Origin of the sequence: Rhodoferax sp. (assembly GCF_030646845.1) — a bacterium.
Taxonomy (GTDB): Bacteria; Pseudomonadota; Gammaproteobacteria; order Burkholderiales; family Burkholderiaceae_C; genus Rhodoferax.
Window position 1 is genome coordinate 12,229 of sequence record NZ_JAUSLE010000015.1, and the last position, 13,811, is coordinate 26,039.

Below are 13,811 nucleotides of genomic sequence, written 5' to 3' on the forward strand. Positions count from 1 at the left end.
CCGTTCGGCGGTGTCTAGAGGTCCTGATTATGCCGTGATTGTCAGCTCAAGATCAAACCACAGCCAGCTGCGCATGCATTTCCTGCACTGAAATCACGTCCAGGTGATCCAGGTGCCGCATGCCCTGCACCGCTGCTTCGGCCCCGGCAATGGTCGTGAAGGTGGTGACCCGGGCCAGCAACGCCGATGTACGAATCTGCCGTGAGTCGGCAATGGCATTGCGCCGCTCTTCCACGGTGTTGATGACCAGTGCAATTTCATTGTTCTTGATCATGTCGACAATGTGCGGACGGCCTTCGGTCACCTTATTGACCACGCCACATGACACACCAGCCGCGTTCATGGCAGCGGCCGTGCCCTTGGTCGCCAGCACGGCAAAACCCATGGCCGCCAGCGCACGCGCTACCTCGATCGCGCGGGGTTTGTCATTGTTTTTGACCGAGATGAAGACCTTGCTCACGGGTTCGCCAGAGGCTTTGAACGGCCTGGGCAATTTGGTACCGGCGCCGATTTGCGATTTCACAAACGCTTCGCCGAAGGTCTTGCCCACGCCCATCACCTCGCCGGTGGACTTCATTTCGGGGCCGAGAATCGTGTCCACGCCGGGGAACTTGACGAACGGGAAGACCGCTTCTTTCACGCTGAAGTAAGGCGGCGTGACTTCACCCTTGATACCCTGCGACGCCAGCGACTGACCCACCATGCAGCGCGCTGCGACTTTGGCCAGCTGAATGCCGGTGGCCTTGGACACAAAGGGCACGGTGCGGGAAGCTCGCGGGTTCACCTCCAGCACATAAATGACGTCTTTGCCATCAATGTTCTGGATGGCAAACTGGACATTCATCAGGCCGACTACATTCAGGGCCTTCGCCATCGCTGCGGTCTGACGCTTGATCTCCGTCACCGTTTCAGCACTCAGGCTGTAGGGCGGCAGCGAGCAGGCCGAGTCGCCGCTGTGCACGCCAGCCTGTTCGATGTGCTCCATTACGCCACCGATGAAGGTGGCGCCTTCAGAGCCGTTAGAGCCAGCGTCCCGGATGCAATCCACATCACACTCGATAGCGTCATTCAAAAACCGGTCCAGCAGCACGGGTGAATCGTGGCTGACCTTGACGGCCTCGCGCATGTAGCGCTCCAGGTCGCGCTGCTCGTGCACGATTTCCATGGCCCGGCCACCCAGCACATAACTGGGGCGAACCACCAAGGGGTAACCCAGTGCCGCCGCCTTTTCCAGTGCTTCGGGCTCGGTTCGGGCAGTGGCATTCGGCGGCTGGCGCAGGCCGAGTTCGTGCAACAACTTCTGGAACCGCTCGCGATCTTCCGCGGCGTCAATCATGTCGGGCGAGGTGCCGATGATGGGCACGCCATTGGCTTCCAGATCCAGCGCCAGCTTGAGCGGCGTCTGGCCACCGTACTGCACGATCACACCGTATGGCTTTTCCTTGTCCACGATCTCCAACACGTCTTCCAGCGTCAGCGGCTCGAAATACAGACGGTCCGAGGTGTCGTAGTCGGTCGAGACAGTCTCGGGATTGCAGTTGACCATGATGGTCTCGTAACCATCCTCGCGCATGGCAAGGGCCGCATGCACGCAGCAGTAGTCAAACTCGATGCCCTGACCGATCCGGTTCGGACCACCGCCCAGCACCATGATCTTCTTCTTGTCCGTCGGTGCCGCTTCGCACTCGCTGTTCTCCGCCTCATAAGTCGAATACAGGTAGGCGGTGTTGGTCGCAAACTCGGCCGCACAGGTATCGACCCGCTTGTATACCGGTCGCACACCCAAGGCGCGGCGCATCTCGCGGATGGCGGTATCGGTGGTCTTCAACTGCCGGGCCAGGCGGCGATCCGAAAAACCTTTTTGCTTGAGCGCACGCAAGGTGGGGGCATCAATGGCGTCCAGCGTGGTCGTCTCCAGCTCAAGCTCAATCTTGACGATCTGTTCAATCTGCACCAGAAACCAGGGGTCGATTTTGGTCAGCGCAAACACCTCGTCCACGCTCATACCCTGGGCAAAGGCGTCACCGACGTACCAGATGCGCTCGGGGCCGGGTGCGCCGAGTTCCTTTTCCAGCTCTTCACGGTCTTGCGTTTTTTCGTTCATGCCATCCACGCCGACTTCCAGACCGCGCAGGGCTTTCTGGAACGATTCCTGGAATGTGCGACCGATGGCCATCACTTCACCCACCGATTTCATCTGGGTGGTCAGGCGGCTGTCAGCGGTGGGGAATTTTTCAAACGCAAAGCGAGGGATCTTCGTGACAACATAGTCAATACTGGGCTCAAAGCTCGCGGGCGTGGCGCCACCCGTGATGTCATTGCGCAGTTCGTCCAGCGTGTACCCGACGGCCAGCTTGGCCGCCACCTTGGCGATGGGAAATCCCGTGGCTTTGGAGGCCAGTGCCGAGGACCGCGAGACCCGCGGATTCATCTCGATCACCACCATGCGCCCGTCCACCGGGTTGATGGAAAACTGCACGTTGGAGCCGCCGGTGTCCACCCCGATTTCGCGCAGTACGGCCAGCGAGGCATTGCGCAGAATCTGGTATTCCTTGTCGGTCAGTGTTTGCGCCGGCGCCACGGTGATGGAGTCGCCGGTGTGCACGCCCATGGGGTCCAGATTCTCGATCGAGCAGATGATGATGCAGTTGTCGGCCTTGTCGCGCACAACCTCCATCTCATACTCTTTCCAGCCGAGCAGGGATTCCTCGATCAACAACTCATTGGTGGGTGAGGCTTCCAGGCCGCGCTTGCAAATCACCTCGAACTCTTCCGAGTTGTAGGCAATGCCGCCGCCCGTGCCGCCGAGCGTGAAACTTGGGCGAATCACGGTGGGGAAGCCCAGGGTTTTCTGCACGCCCCAAGCTTCATCCATCGAATGCGCAATACCCGAGCGGGCCGAACCCAGACCAATCTTGGTCATGGCATCCTTGAACTTCAGGCGGTCTTCGGCTTTGTCGATGGCCTCGGGGCTGGCGCCGATCAGCTCGACCTTGTATTTCTCCAGCACGCCGTGGTGCCACAGGTCGAGTGCGCAATTCAGCGCGGTCTGACCACCCATCGTGGGCAGGATGGCGTCGGGACGCTCCTTGGCGATGATCTTCTCGACCGTCTGCCAGGTGATCGGCTCAATGTAGGTCACGTCGGCCGTGGCCGGGTCGGTCATGATCGTCGCGGGGTTGCTGTTGATCAGGATGACTTTGTAGCCTTCTTCACGCAGCGCCTTGCAGGCCTGCACGCCGGAGTAATCAAACTCGCAGGCCTGGCCGATGATGATCGGACCAGCGCCGATGATGAGGACGCTTTTAATGTCGGTGCGCTTAGGCATTCTTCTTCTCCTGAGCCTTCTCCATCAGCGCGGTGAAGCGATCAAACAAATAGGCAATATCGTGCGGTCCGGGGGATGCTTCCGGATGACCCTGGAAGCAAAACGCCGGCTTGTCGGTGTAGGCCATGCCCTGCAGCGTGCCGTCAAACAAACTGATGTGGGTGGCGCGCAGATTGGCAGGCAGCGTTTTTTCATCGACTGCAAAGCCGTGGTTTTGGCTGGTGATGCTGACGCGACCGGTGTCCAGATCCTTCACCGGGTGATTGGCACCATGGTGGCCAAACTTCATCTTGTAGGTCCTGGCGCCGCTGGCCAGCGCCATGATCTGGTGACCAAGGCAGATGCCAAAGGTGGGGGTGCCGGTCTCGATCAGCTCGGCCACGGCGGCGATGGCGTAGTCGCACGGCTGGGGGTCGCCCGGCCCGTTGCTCAGGAAGATGCCATCGGGCTGGTATTTGAGGGCCTCGGCCGCGCTGGTTTGTGCCGGCACCACCGTGACGCGGCAACCGCGCTCTGCCAGCATGCGCAGGATGTTGAACTTGACGCCGAAGTCATAAGCGACAACATGAAACCTCGGACTCACCTGCACGCCATAGCCAGGGTTGCCCTGTAGTTGCGGGTGCGCCAACTGCCACTCTGTCTGCGTCCACTCATAGGCGGCCTTGGCGGACACGACCTTGGCCAGGTCAGTCCCTGCCATACTGGGTGCCGCTTGTGCCAGCCCCAGCGCCTGATCAATGGCGGCCTGGGTGATGGTTTCTCCCGCAGCCAACGCCAGAATGCAGCCGTTTTGCGCGCCATGGGTGCGCAGGTGGCGCGTGAGCTGACGCGTGTCGAGATTGGCAATGGCGACCGTCTTCTCCTGCACCAGGTACTGCGGTAGCGTCATGCTGGCGCGGAAATTGGACATCACCAGCGGCACATCTTTGACGATCAGACCAGCAGCATGCACACGGGACGCTTCCACGTCCTGGGCGTTCACGCCATAGTTGCCGATGTGCGGGTAGGTGAGCGTGACGATTTGCTGGCAGTAGCTCGGGTCTGTGAGGATTTCCTGGTAGCCGGTCATGGCGGTGTTGAACACCACCTCACCGACGGTGGAGCCAGTGGCTCCGATGGAATGACCAACAAACACCGTGCCGTCTGCGAGCGCCAAAATGGCGGGGGGGAATGTTCCCTGTAAAGACAAAAGCACTGGGTTCTCCGGATGGGGTTTTCGGGTACGCCCAAACGCGCTCAAGAGACAGCTCCTGGCTTGCTTTTTTTAGGGAATTGGCTTAAGAGGGCTCTAGGCGTACAGGGTGCGGTGAAGCTCCCCATTATAGCTGAGGGAGCGTTGTTGTCCCCACTACGCTGGCCCTGGCGGCGGTTATCGCGACGCCGATGCCGTCGCGCTGGCGTGCAGGCAAATGGCGGCGGCGGCCGCAACATTGAGCGACTCTTCACCGCCGGGCTGGGCAATGCGCACGTGCAGGCGAGCCAGCGCTTCCAGTTCGGCGCCTACGCCCTGCCCTTCGTGTCCAAGCGCCCAGGCACAGGGCATGGGCAATTCCATCCTTTGGAGCGCTTCGTGCAAAAAAGCACCGCGGTGCGAACTGGTAACGACAATCGGCAATGCCAGCGCCGCCAGATCCGGCAACGCCACACCTTCGATGAGCCGCAAGCCCCAGTGGGCGCCCATGCCGGCGCGCAGCACTTTGGGGCTCCACAGCGCCGCCGTGCCTTTGAGGGCGATGATCTGTTTGAACCCAAAGGCCGAGGCACTGCGCAGGATGGAGCCGACGTTGCCGGCGTCCTGCACACGGTCCAGAATGACGGAGGCCGCGTCAGGCTGCAACGCAGCATTCAAAGGCAGATCGAACACAAAACCCATGCTGGCAGGTGACTCCAGCCCACTAATATCGTGGAACAGCCCATCGGAAATTACTATGTTTTTGATAGCGGCATGCGCCCATTCCACGGGGGCCATAGGCCAAAAAGACTCAGAAAAAACGCCTACCGCAGGCTGCACGCCGCGCGTCAGAGCAGCACGGCACAGGTGATCGCCTTCCACCCAGAAACGCCCCTGTTTGCGATAGGCGGTGCTGTCTTGCGACAAGCGCCGCAGGTCTTTGAGAAAAGCGTTGTCGCGCGACGTGATGTGCTGATCCTGCGGACGGGTCATCGCGATACCCCGCTCAAGACATCCGTCACCGGACGGAAAGTCTTGCGGTGCTGCGGACATGCACCATGCGCACGCAAGGCCGCCAGGTGCTCGGCGGTGCCATAGCCTTTGTGCCTGGCAAAGCCATATTGCGGGTACTGCTGGTCAAATTCGGCACACCATCGGTCGCGGTGCACCTTGGCCAGAATGGAGGCTGCGGAAATGGCGGGCACGGTGGCGTCACCTTTGACAATAGCTTCGGCCAGCACATCCAGCACGGGCAGGCGGTTGCCGTCCACCAGCACTTTGGACGGTTTGAGTCGCAGACCCGCCACAGCCCGGCGCATGGCGAGCAGCGTGGCCTGCAGAATGTTGAGCTGGTCAATTTCTTCGACGCTGGCCTCGGCAATGGAGCAGCACAAGGCTTTGGCCCGGATTTCATCAAACAGCTTTTCGCGGCGCAGGGCCGTCAGTATTTTGGAGTCTGCCAGCCCCTTGATGGGCTGCAGGTCATCCAGGATCACGGCGGCGGCGACGACGGGCCCGGCCAGCGGGCCACGCCCGGCCTCGTCCACGCCGGCGACCAGGCCGGGAACGTGCCAGATCAGCGCGGCTTGTTGGGTGGCTGGCTCAGCCTTGGAGTACTTGCTGGATCGCATGGGCAGCTATTCGGGGCGTGTCGCGCTGCAGTTCAGCATGCAGCGCGGTGAATTTCTTCTGTAACGTGGCAAGTTTTTCAGGTTCAGCCTCTTTGGCATCAAGCCAGAGCAAGACCGCATCGGCCAGCGCCTGCGGTGTGGCGGCGTTCTGCAGCAATTCGGGCACCACAAACTCGCGGCACAGGATGTTGGGCAGGCCCACCCAGGGCTGCAACTGCTTGCGCCGCATGATCTGCCACGACAGCCAACCCATGCGATAGGCGATCACCATGGGCCGCTTGAACAGGGCCGCCTCCAGCGTGGCGGTGCCGCTGGCAATCAACGTGACATCGCACGCGGCCAACACCTTGTGGGACTGGCCTTCGACGATCTGCAGGTTCGCCAACAAGCCGCTGGCACGGGCAGCCGCTTCTATTTCCGCTTTCAGCGCCGGCACCGCTGGCACTATGAATTTAGTAGCAGGCTGTGCTTTTTTTACAAGGGCTGCAGCCTGAAAGAACGTAAGGGCGAGGTGCCGAATCTCGGATTTCCGGCTACCCGGCAAAATGGCGACCACACGATCGTCCTCTGCCAGTCCCAACGCGGCACGCGCCGCGGACCGGTCTGGCACCATGGGAATGACATTGGCCAGCGGGTGCCCTACGTAAGTGGCCTGGATACCGTGCTGCGCCAGCAAGGCAGGCTCAAACGGAAAGATGCACAGCACATGATCCACGCTGCGACGGATTTTTTCGACCCGCTCCGCGCGCCAGGCCCAGACCGACGGCGATACAAAATGAACCGTCTTGATCCCCTGCCCTTTCAGTCCGGCTTCCAGATCCAGATTGAAATCAGGCGCGTCCACCCCGATGAACACATCCGGGCGCTGCTGCAGTAGCCGGCTTTTCAGCTGTTCGCGAATGCCCACAATCTCCCGGTAGCGACGTAGCACTTCCCAGCCATAGCCGTGTACCGACAACTTGTCATGGGGCCACCAGGCCTCAAAGCCGCGCAGACCCATGTGCGGGCCGCCAATACCGAACGCATCCAGGGATGGCCAACCTTCGCGCAGGCCGTCCAGCAGCAAGCCAGCCAGCAGATCACCCGAGGTTTCGCCGGCCACCATCGCAACCTGGAGCGGAGCCCCAGCCAAGGCCATCGTTTCGCGAACCGGCAGGCTGGCAGACAGGCCACTCATGGAAAGTGGGGCGGACACTCAGCGCACGATGCCGCGCGTCGATGCGGCCAGGAAGCCAAGCAACAATTGCACGTCGTCATCGCCGTCGCTGACGCCACCTTTGAGCGCTTCGATTTCTGCACTGGCGTGTTCAAGCGTGTAGCCCTTGCGGTAGAGCAAACGGTGCATCTGCTTGACCTGCGCAATGCGCTCCGCCGAAAACCCGCGCCGGCGCAAGCCCTCGGCGTTGAAGCCATGGACGGCCAGCGGGTTGCCCGAGACCGTCATGTAGGGCGGTACGTCCTGCGACACATGGCTCTGGAAGCCAATCATCGCGTGCGCACCGATCCGGCTGAACTGGTGCACGCCCGACAGGCCGCCGACGATCGCCCAGTCACCCACATGCACATGGCCGGCCAGCGTCGCGTTGTTGGCGAGGATGGTGTGATGCCTCAACTGCACATCGTGCGCGATGTGCACATAGGCCATGATCCAGTTGTCGTCCCCGACGCGCGTCACACCGGCGTCCTGCACGGTGCCGCGGCTGAAGGTGCAAAACTCACGGATTGTGTTGCGGTCACCGATCACCAACTCGGTCGGCTCATCGCGGTACTTCATGTCCTGCGGCGCAGCGCCGAGAGAAGCGGAGGCGAAAATTCGGTTGTCGCAGCCGATGGTGGTATGCCCTTCCAGCATACAGTGCGAGCCTATGGTAGTACCGGCCCCGACCTTGACGTGAGGCCCGATGACGGTGTATGGCCCCACGGTCACCGAGCTGTCGAGCTCGGCACCGGGATCGACAATGGCTGTGACATGAATCGCGGTCATGCAGGAACCCTCAGCTGACGGCGCGCATGGCGCAGGTCAACTCGGCTTCCACTGCGACTTCGCCATCCACCAGCGCACGCGCCTTGAACTTGAAAATACCGGCCTTCATGCGCAACAATTCCGCCTCCAGAATCAACTGGTCCCCAGGCTCCACCGGACGCCTGAAACGCACGCCCTCCATGCCGGCGAAATAGTAGATGAACCCATCGCTGGCAGACGTGCCGGCCGCGTCAAATGCCAGCAGGGCTGCGGCCTGCGCCAGGGCTTCGAGCATCAGCACACCCGGCATGACGGGTCGCTGCGGGAAATGCCCTTCAAAAAACGGCTCGTTGATGGTGACATTCTTCAGCGCCTTGATGCTCTTGCCCTTTTCAATCGCCAGCACCCGGTCGACTAACAGGAATGGATAGCGGTGCGGCAGTTGCTTGAGAATCTTGTGGATGTCCATCATGGTTGTTCCAATGTTTTTAATTTATCTTCCAGCGCCCGAATGCGATCGCGCAGGCTGTGCAATTGTTTGAGTGATGCTGCGTTTTTTTCCCAGGTCGCATTGTCGTCAAGGGGGAATATGCCAGTGTAAGTGCCCGGTTTTCGGATGGACCGGGTAACAATTGTTGCCGCGGAGATGTTGACGTTGTCGGCCAGCGAGAGATGCCCCAGTATGTTCGCAGCGCCCCCAATCGTGCAATGGGCGCCAATGATGGCGCTGCCAGCCACGCCCACACAGCCGGCCATCGCCGTGTGTCTGCCTATGTGTACGTTGTGACCGATCTGGATCAGGTTATCGAGCTTGACACCATCTTCTATCACCGTGTCCTGCAAGGCGCCGCGGTCGATGCAGGTATTGGCGCCAATTTCAACATCATTGCCGATTCGAACAGCACCCAGTTGCTCGATTTTTTCCCAGGCACCCGCATTGGGCGCAAAGCCAAAACCATCCGCACCGATGACGACGCCCGAATGCACCAGGCATCTGTCGCCAATCACACAGTTCTCAGCCACGGTGACATGGGACCGCAGCTCGGTATCTGCGCCAATGCGGGCCCCCCTTTCAATCACGCACAAGGCACCGATACGGGCCAGCGGATGAACAAAGGCGGTTGGGTCAATCACCGCGCTGGGGTGCACCTGCTGACGCTGGGCCTGTGGAAGGCTTTTCTTCCAGAGCTGTGTGACCCGGGCAAAATACAGATACGGCTGGTCCGACACGATGCAGGCCCCACGCAACAGCGCGGCCGTACGCATCTGGGGACTCACAATCACGCAGGCAGCCTTCGACGCTGCCAGTTGATTCTGGTACTTGGGATGGCTGAGAAAACTTAATTGTCGAGGCGTTGCCGTCTCAAGCGGCGCCAGCCCCTCGATCTTGAGGCCAGAATCACCATGAAGCTCACCCCCGAGTACTTCAACAATCGAACCTAGAGTTAAGCTCACACGTCACATGCCTTGGGCGCAGTTGCTTATTTGACGCCGCCCGAATTCAGGACTTTGATGACCTTGTCGGTGATGTCGTGCTTGGGATTGACATAGACCGCTTCCTGGAGAACCAGGTCATATTTTTCAGATTCAGCAACCTGCTTCACAACCTTGTTGGCACGCTCCAGCACCTGCTGCAATTCCTCGTTTTTTCTCGAGTTGAGATCTTCCTGAAATTCTCGGCGTTTTCGCTGAAAATCGCGGTCCTGGTCCACAAGCTGCTTCTGCCGGGCGATGCGCTGCCCCTCAGCCAGAGTCGGCGCTTCACGCTCAAACTTGTCGGCCATCGACTTCAAGGTAGTGCCCTGGTCGACGAGCTCCTTCTCGCGCTTTGAGAATTCCTGCTCAAGCTTGGCCTGCGCAGCCTTGGCCGTGCTGGCTTCCTTGAAAATCCGGTCGGTACTGACAAACCCGATTCGGAACTCCTGCGCCTGCACCGGTGCATAGGCAAGCAGCCCCCCCAACAAAATTCCGGCACTGCATCGGCGTAGAACATAGTTCATTAGAAGGTCGTCCCAATTTGAAATTGCATGGTTTGTATTTTATCGCCATCAAACTTTTTGATGGGCTTGGCGAATGCCAGACGCAAAGGGCCCACGGGCGAGATCCAGCTGATACCCACGCCTACAGAGGATCGCAGGCTGTTTGCATTGGCATTGATGGCCAAACCGCCATCCGGACCGCTCACAGCGCCGACATCGAGGAAAGCATACATCCTCAGGGTCCTGTCATTCCCGGCTCCGGGAAAAGGTGCCAGCAATTCGGCGTTCAGATTGAACTTTCTGGTGCCGCCCACCACGGTCCCACCCACATCATGTGGGCCCAGGCTACCCTGCTCAAAGCCGCGCACCGATCCCAAGCCACCACCGTAGAAGTTTTTGAACACCGGGTAGGGTCGATCTCCTGCTGCCACGCCCCAACCCACCTCGCCGTTGAAGGCGGCAGTGAGCTGTTTGTTGATAGGAAAGAATTCCTGATATTGGTAGGTGGCACGCAGGTAGCGGGCGTCGCCCGCAACTGACCACTCAGCATTCGCGCGCTGAAAGCGGCCGGAGTTCGGTGCCAGCGCACTGTCACGACCATCGCGCGCCCAGCCGATCGTCAAAGGAATGGCCGTACTGTCGTAGCCAAACTGGTTAGCGTAGTCTTGGTACACCGTTGGCAGAAGCGTTCCGGGCACAATGGTTGTCCTCTCGACGCCAGCGCCGAAATACACGGTGTCGGTCTCCGTGAATGGCACTCCAAACCTTAAACTGCCGCCCGATGTGACCAACTGATAGTAGTTTTGATCCTCGTACGGACTGCTTGTCCTGTGGTACAGGTCAATGGTTCTGGAGACGCCGTCAGCCGTGAAGTAGGGATCGGTCGTGTTGAAAACGACAACGCGATTGACCTTGCTGGTGTTGACCTGCACGCCCAGCGAGTTCCCTGAACCAAATGCATTTTCCTGCTTCAGGCCGAAGGAAAGTCCGAGCCCGTCGCCACTTGAAAAACCAGCCCCCAGACTCAGGCTTCCGGTGGGCTTCTCAACCACATTGATGGTCAGATCAACCTGGTCGGGTGAACCGGGCACTTCCTGGGTCTCGATACCTACCTGACTGAAATAGCCCAGGCGATCGACGCGATCACGTGACAGCTTGATCTTGTCGCCGTCGTACCATGACGCTTCGAATTGTCGAAACTCCCGGCGCACAACCACATCCCGCGTCCGGCTGTTGCCGGCAACATTGATCTTTCGAACGTAGGCCCGGCGGGATGGATTCGCCTGCATGATCAAGGCAACACGGTTGTTGGCACGGTCAATTTCCGGACGAGCTTCTACGCGCGCAAACGCAAATCCAAAATTCCCGAAGTAGTCGGTAAACGCTTTGATGGTATTGGCCACTTCATCCGCGTTATAGGCTTCTCCGGGTTTGATCGTGACAAGCGACTTGAACTCATCGTCTTTGCCAAGGAAATTCCCCTCCAGCTTGACACCACTGACAACAAATCGTTCACCTTCCGTCACATTGATGGTGATGGCAATGTCTGTCTTGTTTGGCAGGATCGAAACCTGCGTAGAGTCCACCTTGAACTCCAGATAGCCGCGTGTCAAATAATACGAACGCAGGGTTTCAATATCTGCGTTGAGCTTGGCCCGCGAGTAACGATCCGATTTGGTATACCAGCTCAACCAGCCACCGGTATCAAGATCAAACAGGCCACGCAGCGTCGACTCGCCAAAGACTTTGTTGCCGACGATCCGTATTTCACTTATTTTTGCGGGCTCCCCTTCGACCACGGTAAACGTCAGGTTGACCCGATTGCGCTCAATCGGTGTGACCGTGGTCACAATTTCCGCGGCGTAGAGACTGCGATTGATGTACTGCCGCTTGAGCTCCTGCTCAGCCCGGTCAAGTTGGGCTTTGTCAAAGGGCCGGCCATCGCCCAGACCTACATCACGCAACGCCTTTTTGAGCACTTCCTTGTCAAACTCTTTGGTTCCGATGAAATCAACATCGGCGACCGTGGGTCTTTCCTCGACAATGATCACCAGTACATCGCCACTAACTTCAATTCGCACATCCTTGAACAAGCCCAGACCAAAAAGCGAACGAATCGCTGACGACCCCTTCTCATCGTCATAGACATCCCCAACCCGAACCGGCAGCGACACGAAAATGGTTCCCGGCTCCACCCGTTGCAGACCCTCGATGCGAATGTCGCGCACGGTGAAAGGATTCACCGCCCACGCCGTGCCAGCCATAAAAGCGAGAGAAACTACGGCGGATATTGCGCGCACTGGAAAGCGATTGAATTGCATTTTTAGTATTGAAGAGTCAAGCCAGTGTCGATTGTCAACACCAGACATTTAGCCAAATAAGCGGGTGATATCGTTGAAGAGGGCAATCGACATCATGACCAACAGGACTGCAACACCGCCCCGTTGCAGGCGCTCCATCCAGGCGTCGGGGACGGGTTTGCCCATGATGCCCTCCCAAAGATAATACATCAGGTGACCACCGTCCAGAACCGGCAGCGGCAGCAAATTCAAAACGCCCAGACTCACGCTGATCAAGGCGAGGAACAACAGGTATTGCGTCAAACCCATGCCCGCGGACTTCCCCGCGTAGTCTGCAATCGTCAACGGGCCGCTGAGGTTCTTGAGGGAGGCCTCGCCGATCACCATTTTCCCCATCATTCTGAGCGTCAAGACGGACACATCCCAGGTGCGAACCATGCCGCGCCACAGACCATCGGCGACACCATACTTCACCGTCACCAGCTCCGGCATCGCACCGACATAGGCGCCGATTCGTCCAACCAGGAGCGCACCATCTTGCCGGGTCTCCGGCGTGACGGTGACTTCCAGCTCGGTTCCGGCTCGCGTGATTTTCCAGACAGCAGACACCGCCTGACCATTCAGGACTGAAGACCGAATCAGCTGGCGCAGCTGCTGGCCATCCACCACAGGCACGGACCCCACCTGGCGAACCACATCGCCATCGCGCAGACCCGCTTTGTCCGCTGCTGCGCCAACGACGATTTCACCAATGACAGGGCGGGTAAACGGCCCGACCACCCCGATCTTTCGAAACAAATCAGCATTCGCCTCGCTCGCGTCCATGTCACTGAGTTTCAGCAGCAGATCGCCGCCGGTACCGCGGGCGGGCCCGGTCACAACCAGTCGTACATCCTGTCCCTCCAGGGCTCCCCGGGTCAGGAACCAGCGAAGATCTTCAAACGATTCGACGTCCTGAAGTTGACCACCGTCAAACCCGGCACGCTGTATCCTCTCACCGCCAATCAAACCAGCGTGTTCAGCGATCGACCCCGCATCGGGTCTTGCCAGAATTGGGGCCGGAAGTTGCATGCCGCTCCAGTTCACCGCCGCATACAGCACTACAGCCAGCAGCAAATTTGCCACAGGGCCCGCCGCCACAATGGCCACACGCGAACGCAAGGGCTGGGTGTTGAATGCCAGATGGCGCTCCGCGTCAGCGACTGGCGCTTCACGCTCATCAAGCATCTTGACAAAACCGCCCAGCGGAAAAGCAGCAATGACAAACTCGGTCGCCGAGCCTTTTGGCTGCCAGCGAACCAGTGGTTTGCCAAACCCGATGGAAAAACGCAGTACTTTGACACCGCAGGCCACGGCCATGCGGTAGTGACCGTATTCATGGACCGCGATCAACAGCCCGAGGGCGAGCACAAATGCAGCAAGGGTCAGCATGATCGCTC

The 13,811-nt window shown here is 59.4% G+C and carries 11 protein-coding genes; all 11 read right to left on the minus strand.

The window, feature by feature from the left end; all coding sequences use genetic code 11:
* Nucleotides 1-52: 52 nt before the first annotated feature.
* Nucleotides 53-3,328 carry a carbamoyl-phosphate synthase large subunit gene (gene carB, locus Q7T10_RS04335; RefSeq protein WP_304746311.1) on the minus strand — a complete coding sequence of 1,092 codons (3,276 nt, stop codon included), beginning with the start codon at nucleotides 3,326-3,328 and terminating at the stop codon, nucleotides 53-55.
* Nucleotides 3,321-4,523: a glutamine-hydrolyzing carbamoyl-phosphate synthase small subunit gene (carA, locus tag Q7T10_RS04340; RefSeq protein WP_304746314.1), complete on the minus strand. Its 1,203-nt coding sequence runs from the start codon at nucleotides 4,521-4,523 to the stop codon at nucleotides 3,321-3,323. Before carA ends, carB begins: the two co-directional genes overlap by 8 nt.
* Nucleotides 4,524-4,697: 174 nt before the next feature.
* Nucleotides 4,698-5,492, minus strand: coding sequence for an RNA methyltransferase (locus tag Q7T10_RS04345; RefSeq protein WP_304746316.1), 795 nt, complete (start codon nucleotides 5,490-5,492; stop codon nucleotides 4,698-4,700).
* Nucleotides 5,489-6,130, minus strand: a complete 642-nt coding sequence (gene rnhB / locus Q7T10_RS04350) for a ribonuclease HII (RefSeq protein WP_304746318.1) — start codon at nucleotides 6,128-6,130, stop codon at nucleotides 5,489-5,491. The genes Q7T10_RS04345 and rnhB overlap by 4 nt, the downstream gene beginning before the upstream one ends.
* Entirely contained in the window at nucleotides 6,102-7,235 is a 1,134-nt protein-coding gene (gene lpxB, locus Q7T10_RS04355) for a lipid-A-disaccharide synthase (protein ID WP_304746385.1), read from the minus strand. Before lpxB ends, rnhB begins: the two co-directional genes overlap by 29 nt.
* Nucleotides 7,236-7,325: 90 nt before the next feature.
* Nucleotides 7,326-8,114, minus strand: a complete 789-nt coding sequence (gene lpxA / locus Q7T10_RS04360; RefSeq protein ID WP_304746320.1) for an acyl-ACP--UDP-N-acetylglucosamine O-acyltransferase — start codon at nucleotides 8,112-8,114, stop codon at nucleotides 7,326-7,328.
* Between the two features lie 10 nt (nucleotides 8,115-8,124).
* Nucleotides 8,125-8,565, minus strand: a complete 441-nt coding sequence (fabZ, locus tag Q7T10_RS04365; RefSeq protein WP_304746322.1) for a 3-hydroxyacyl-ACP dehydratase FabZ — start codon at nucleotides 8,563-8,565, stop codon at nucleotides 8,125-8,127.
* Nucleotides 8,562-9,548, minus strand: coding sequence for a UDP-3-O-(3-hydroxymyristoyl)glucosamine N-acyltransferase (gene lpxD / locus Q7T10_RS04370; RefSeq protein ID WP_304746324.1), 987 nt, complete (start codon nucleotides 9,546-9,548; stop codon nucleotides 8,562-8,564). Before lpxD ends, fabZ begins: the two co-directional genes overlap by 4 nt.
* Nucleotides 9,549-9,574: 26 nt before the next feature.
* Nucleotides 9,575-10,093, minus strand: a complete 519-nt coding sequence (locus tag Q7T10_RS04375; RefSeq protein WP_304746326.1) for an OmpH family outer membrane protein — start codon at nucleotides 10,091-10,093, stop codon at nucleotides 9,575-9,577.
* Nucleotides 10,093-12,393, minus strand: coding sequence for an outer membrane protein assembly factor BamA (bamA, locus tag Q7T10_RS04380; RefSeq protein WP_304746328.1), 2,301 nt, complete (start codon nucleotides 12,391-12,393; stop codon nucleotides 10,093-10,095). The genes Q7T10_RS04375 and bamA overlap by 1 nt, the downstream gene beginning before the upstream one ends.
* Nucleotides 12,394-12,441: 48 nt before the next feature.
* Nucleotides 12,442-13,806 (minus strand): RIP metalloprotease RseP, encoded by a 1,365-nt coding sequence (rseP, locus tag Q7T10_RS04385; RefSeq protein WP_304746387.1) that lies wholly within the window; start codon nucleotides 13,804-13,806, stop codon nucleotides 12,442-12,444.
* Between the last annotated feature and the right edge of the window lie 5 nt (nucleotides 13,807-13,811).

Excerpts from the sequence above, each read along its gene's own strand:
- carB (WP_304746311.1), bottom strand. The coding sequence starts at position 3,328 with ATGCCTAAGCGCACCGACATTAAAAGCGTCCTCATCATCGGCGCTGGT.
- Q7T10_RS04345 (WP_304746316.1), bottom strand. The coding sequence starts at position 5,492 with ATGACCCGTCCGCAGGATCAGCACATCACGTCGCGCGACAACGCTTTT.
- rnhB (WP_304746318.1), bottom strand. The coding sequence starts at position 6,130 with ATGCGATCCAGCAAGTACTCCAAGGCTGAGCCAGCCACCCAACAAGCC.
- lpxB (WP_304746385.1), bottom strand. The coding sequence starts at position 7,235 with ATGGTGGCCGGCGAAACCTCGGGTGATCTGCTGGCTGGCTTGCTGCTG.
- lpxA (WP_304746320.1), bottom strand. The coding sequence starts at position 8,114 with ATGACCGCGATTCATGTCACAGCCATTGTCGATCCCGGTGCCGAGCTC.
- fabZ (WP_304746322.1), bottom strand. The coding sequence starts at position 8,565 with ATGATGGACATCCACAAGATTCTCAAGCAACTGCCGCACCGCTATCCA.
- Q7T10_RS04375 (WP_304746326.1), bottom strand. The coding sequence starts at position 10,093 with ATGAACTATGTTCTACGCCGATGCAGTGCCGGAATTTTGTTGGGGGGG.
- bamA (WP_304746328.1), bottom strand. The coding sequence starts at position 12,393 with ATGCAATTCAATCGCTTTCCAGTGCGCGCAATATCCGCCGTAGTTTCT.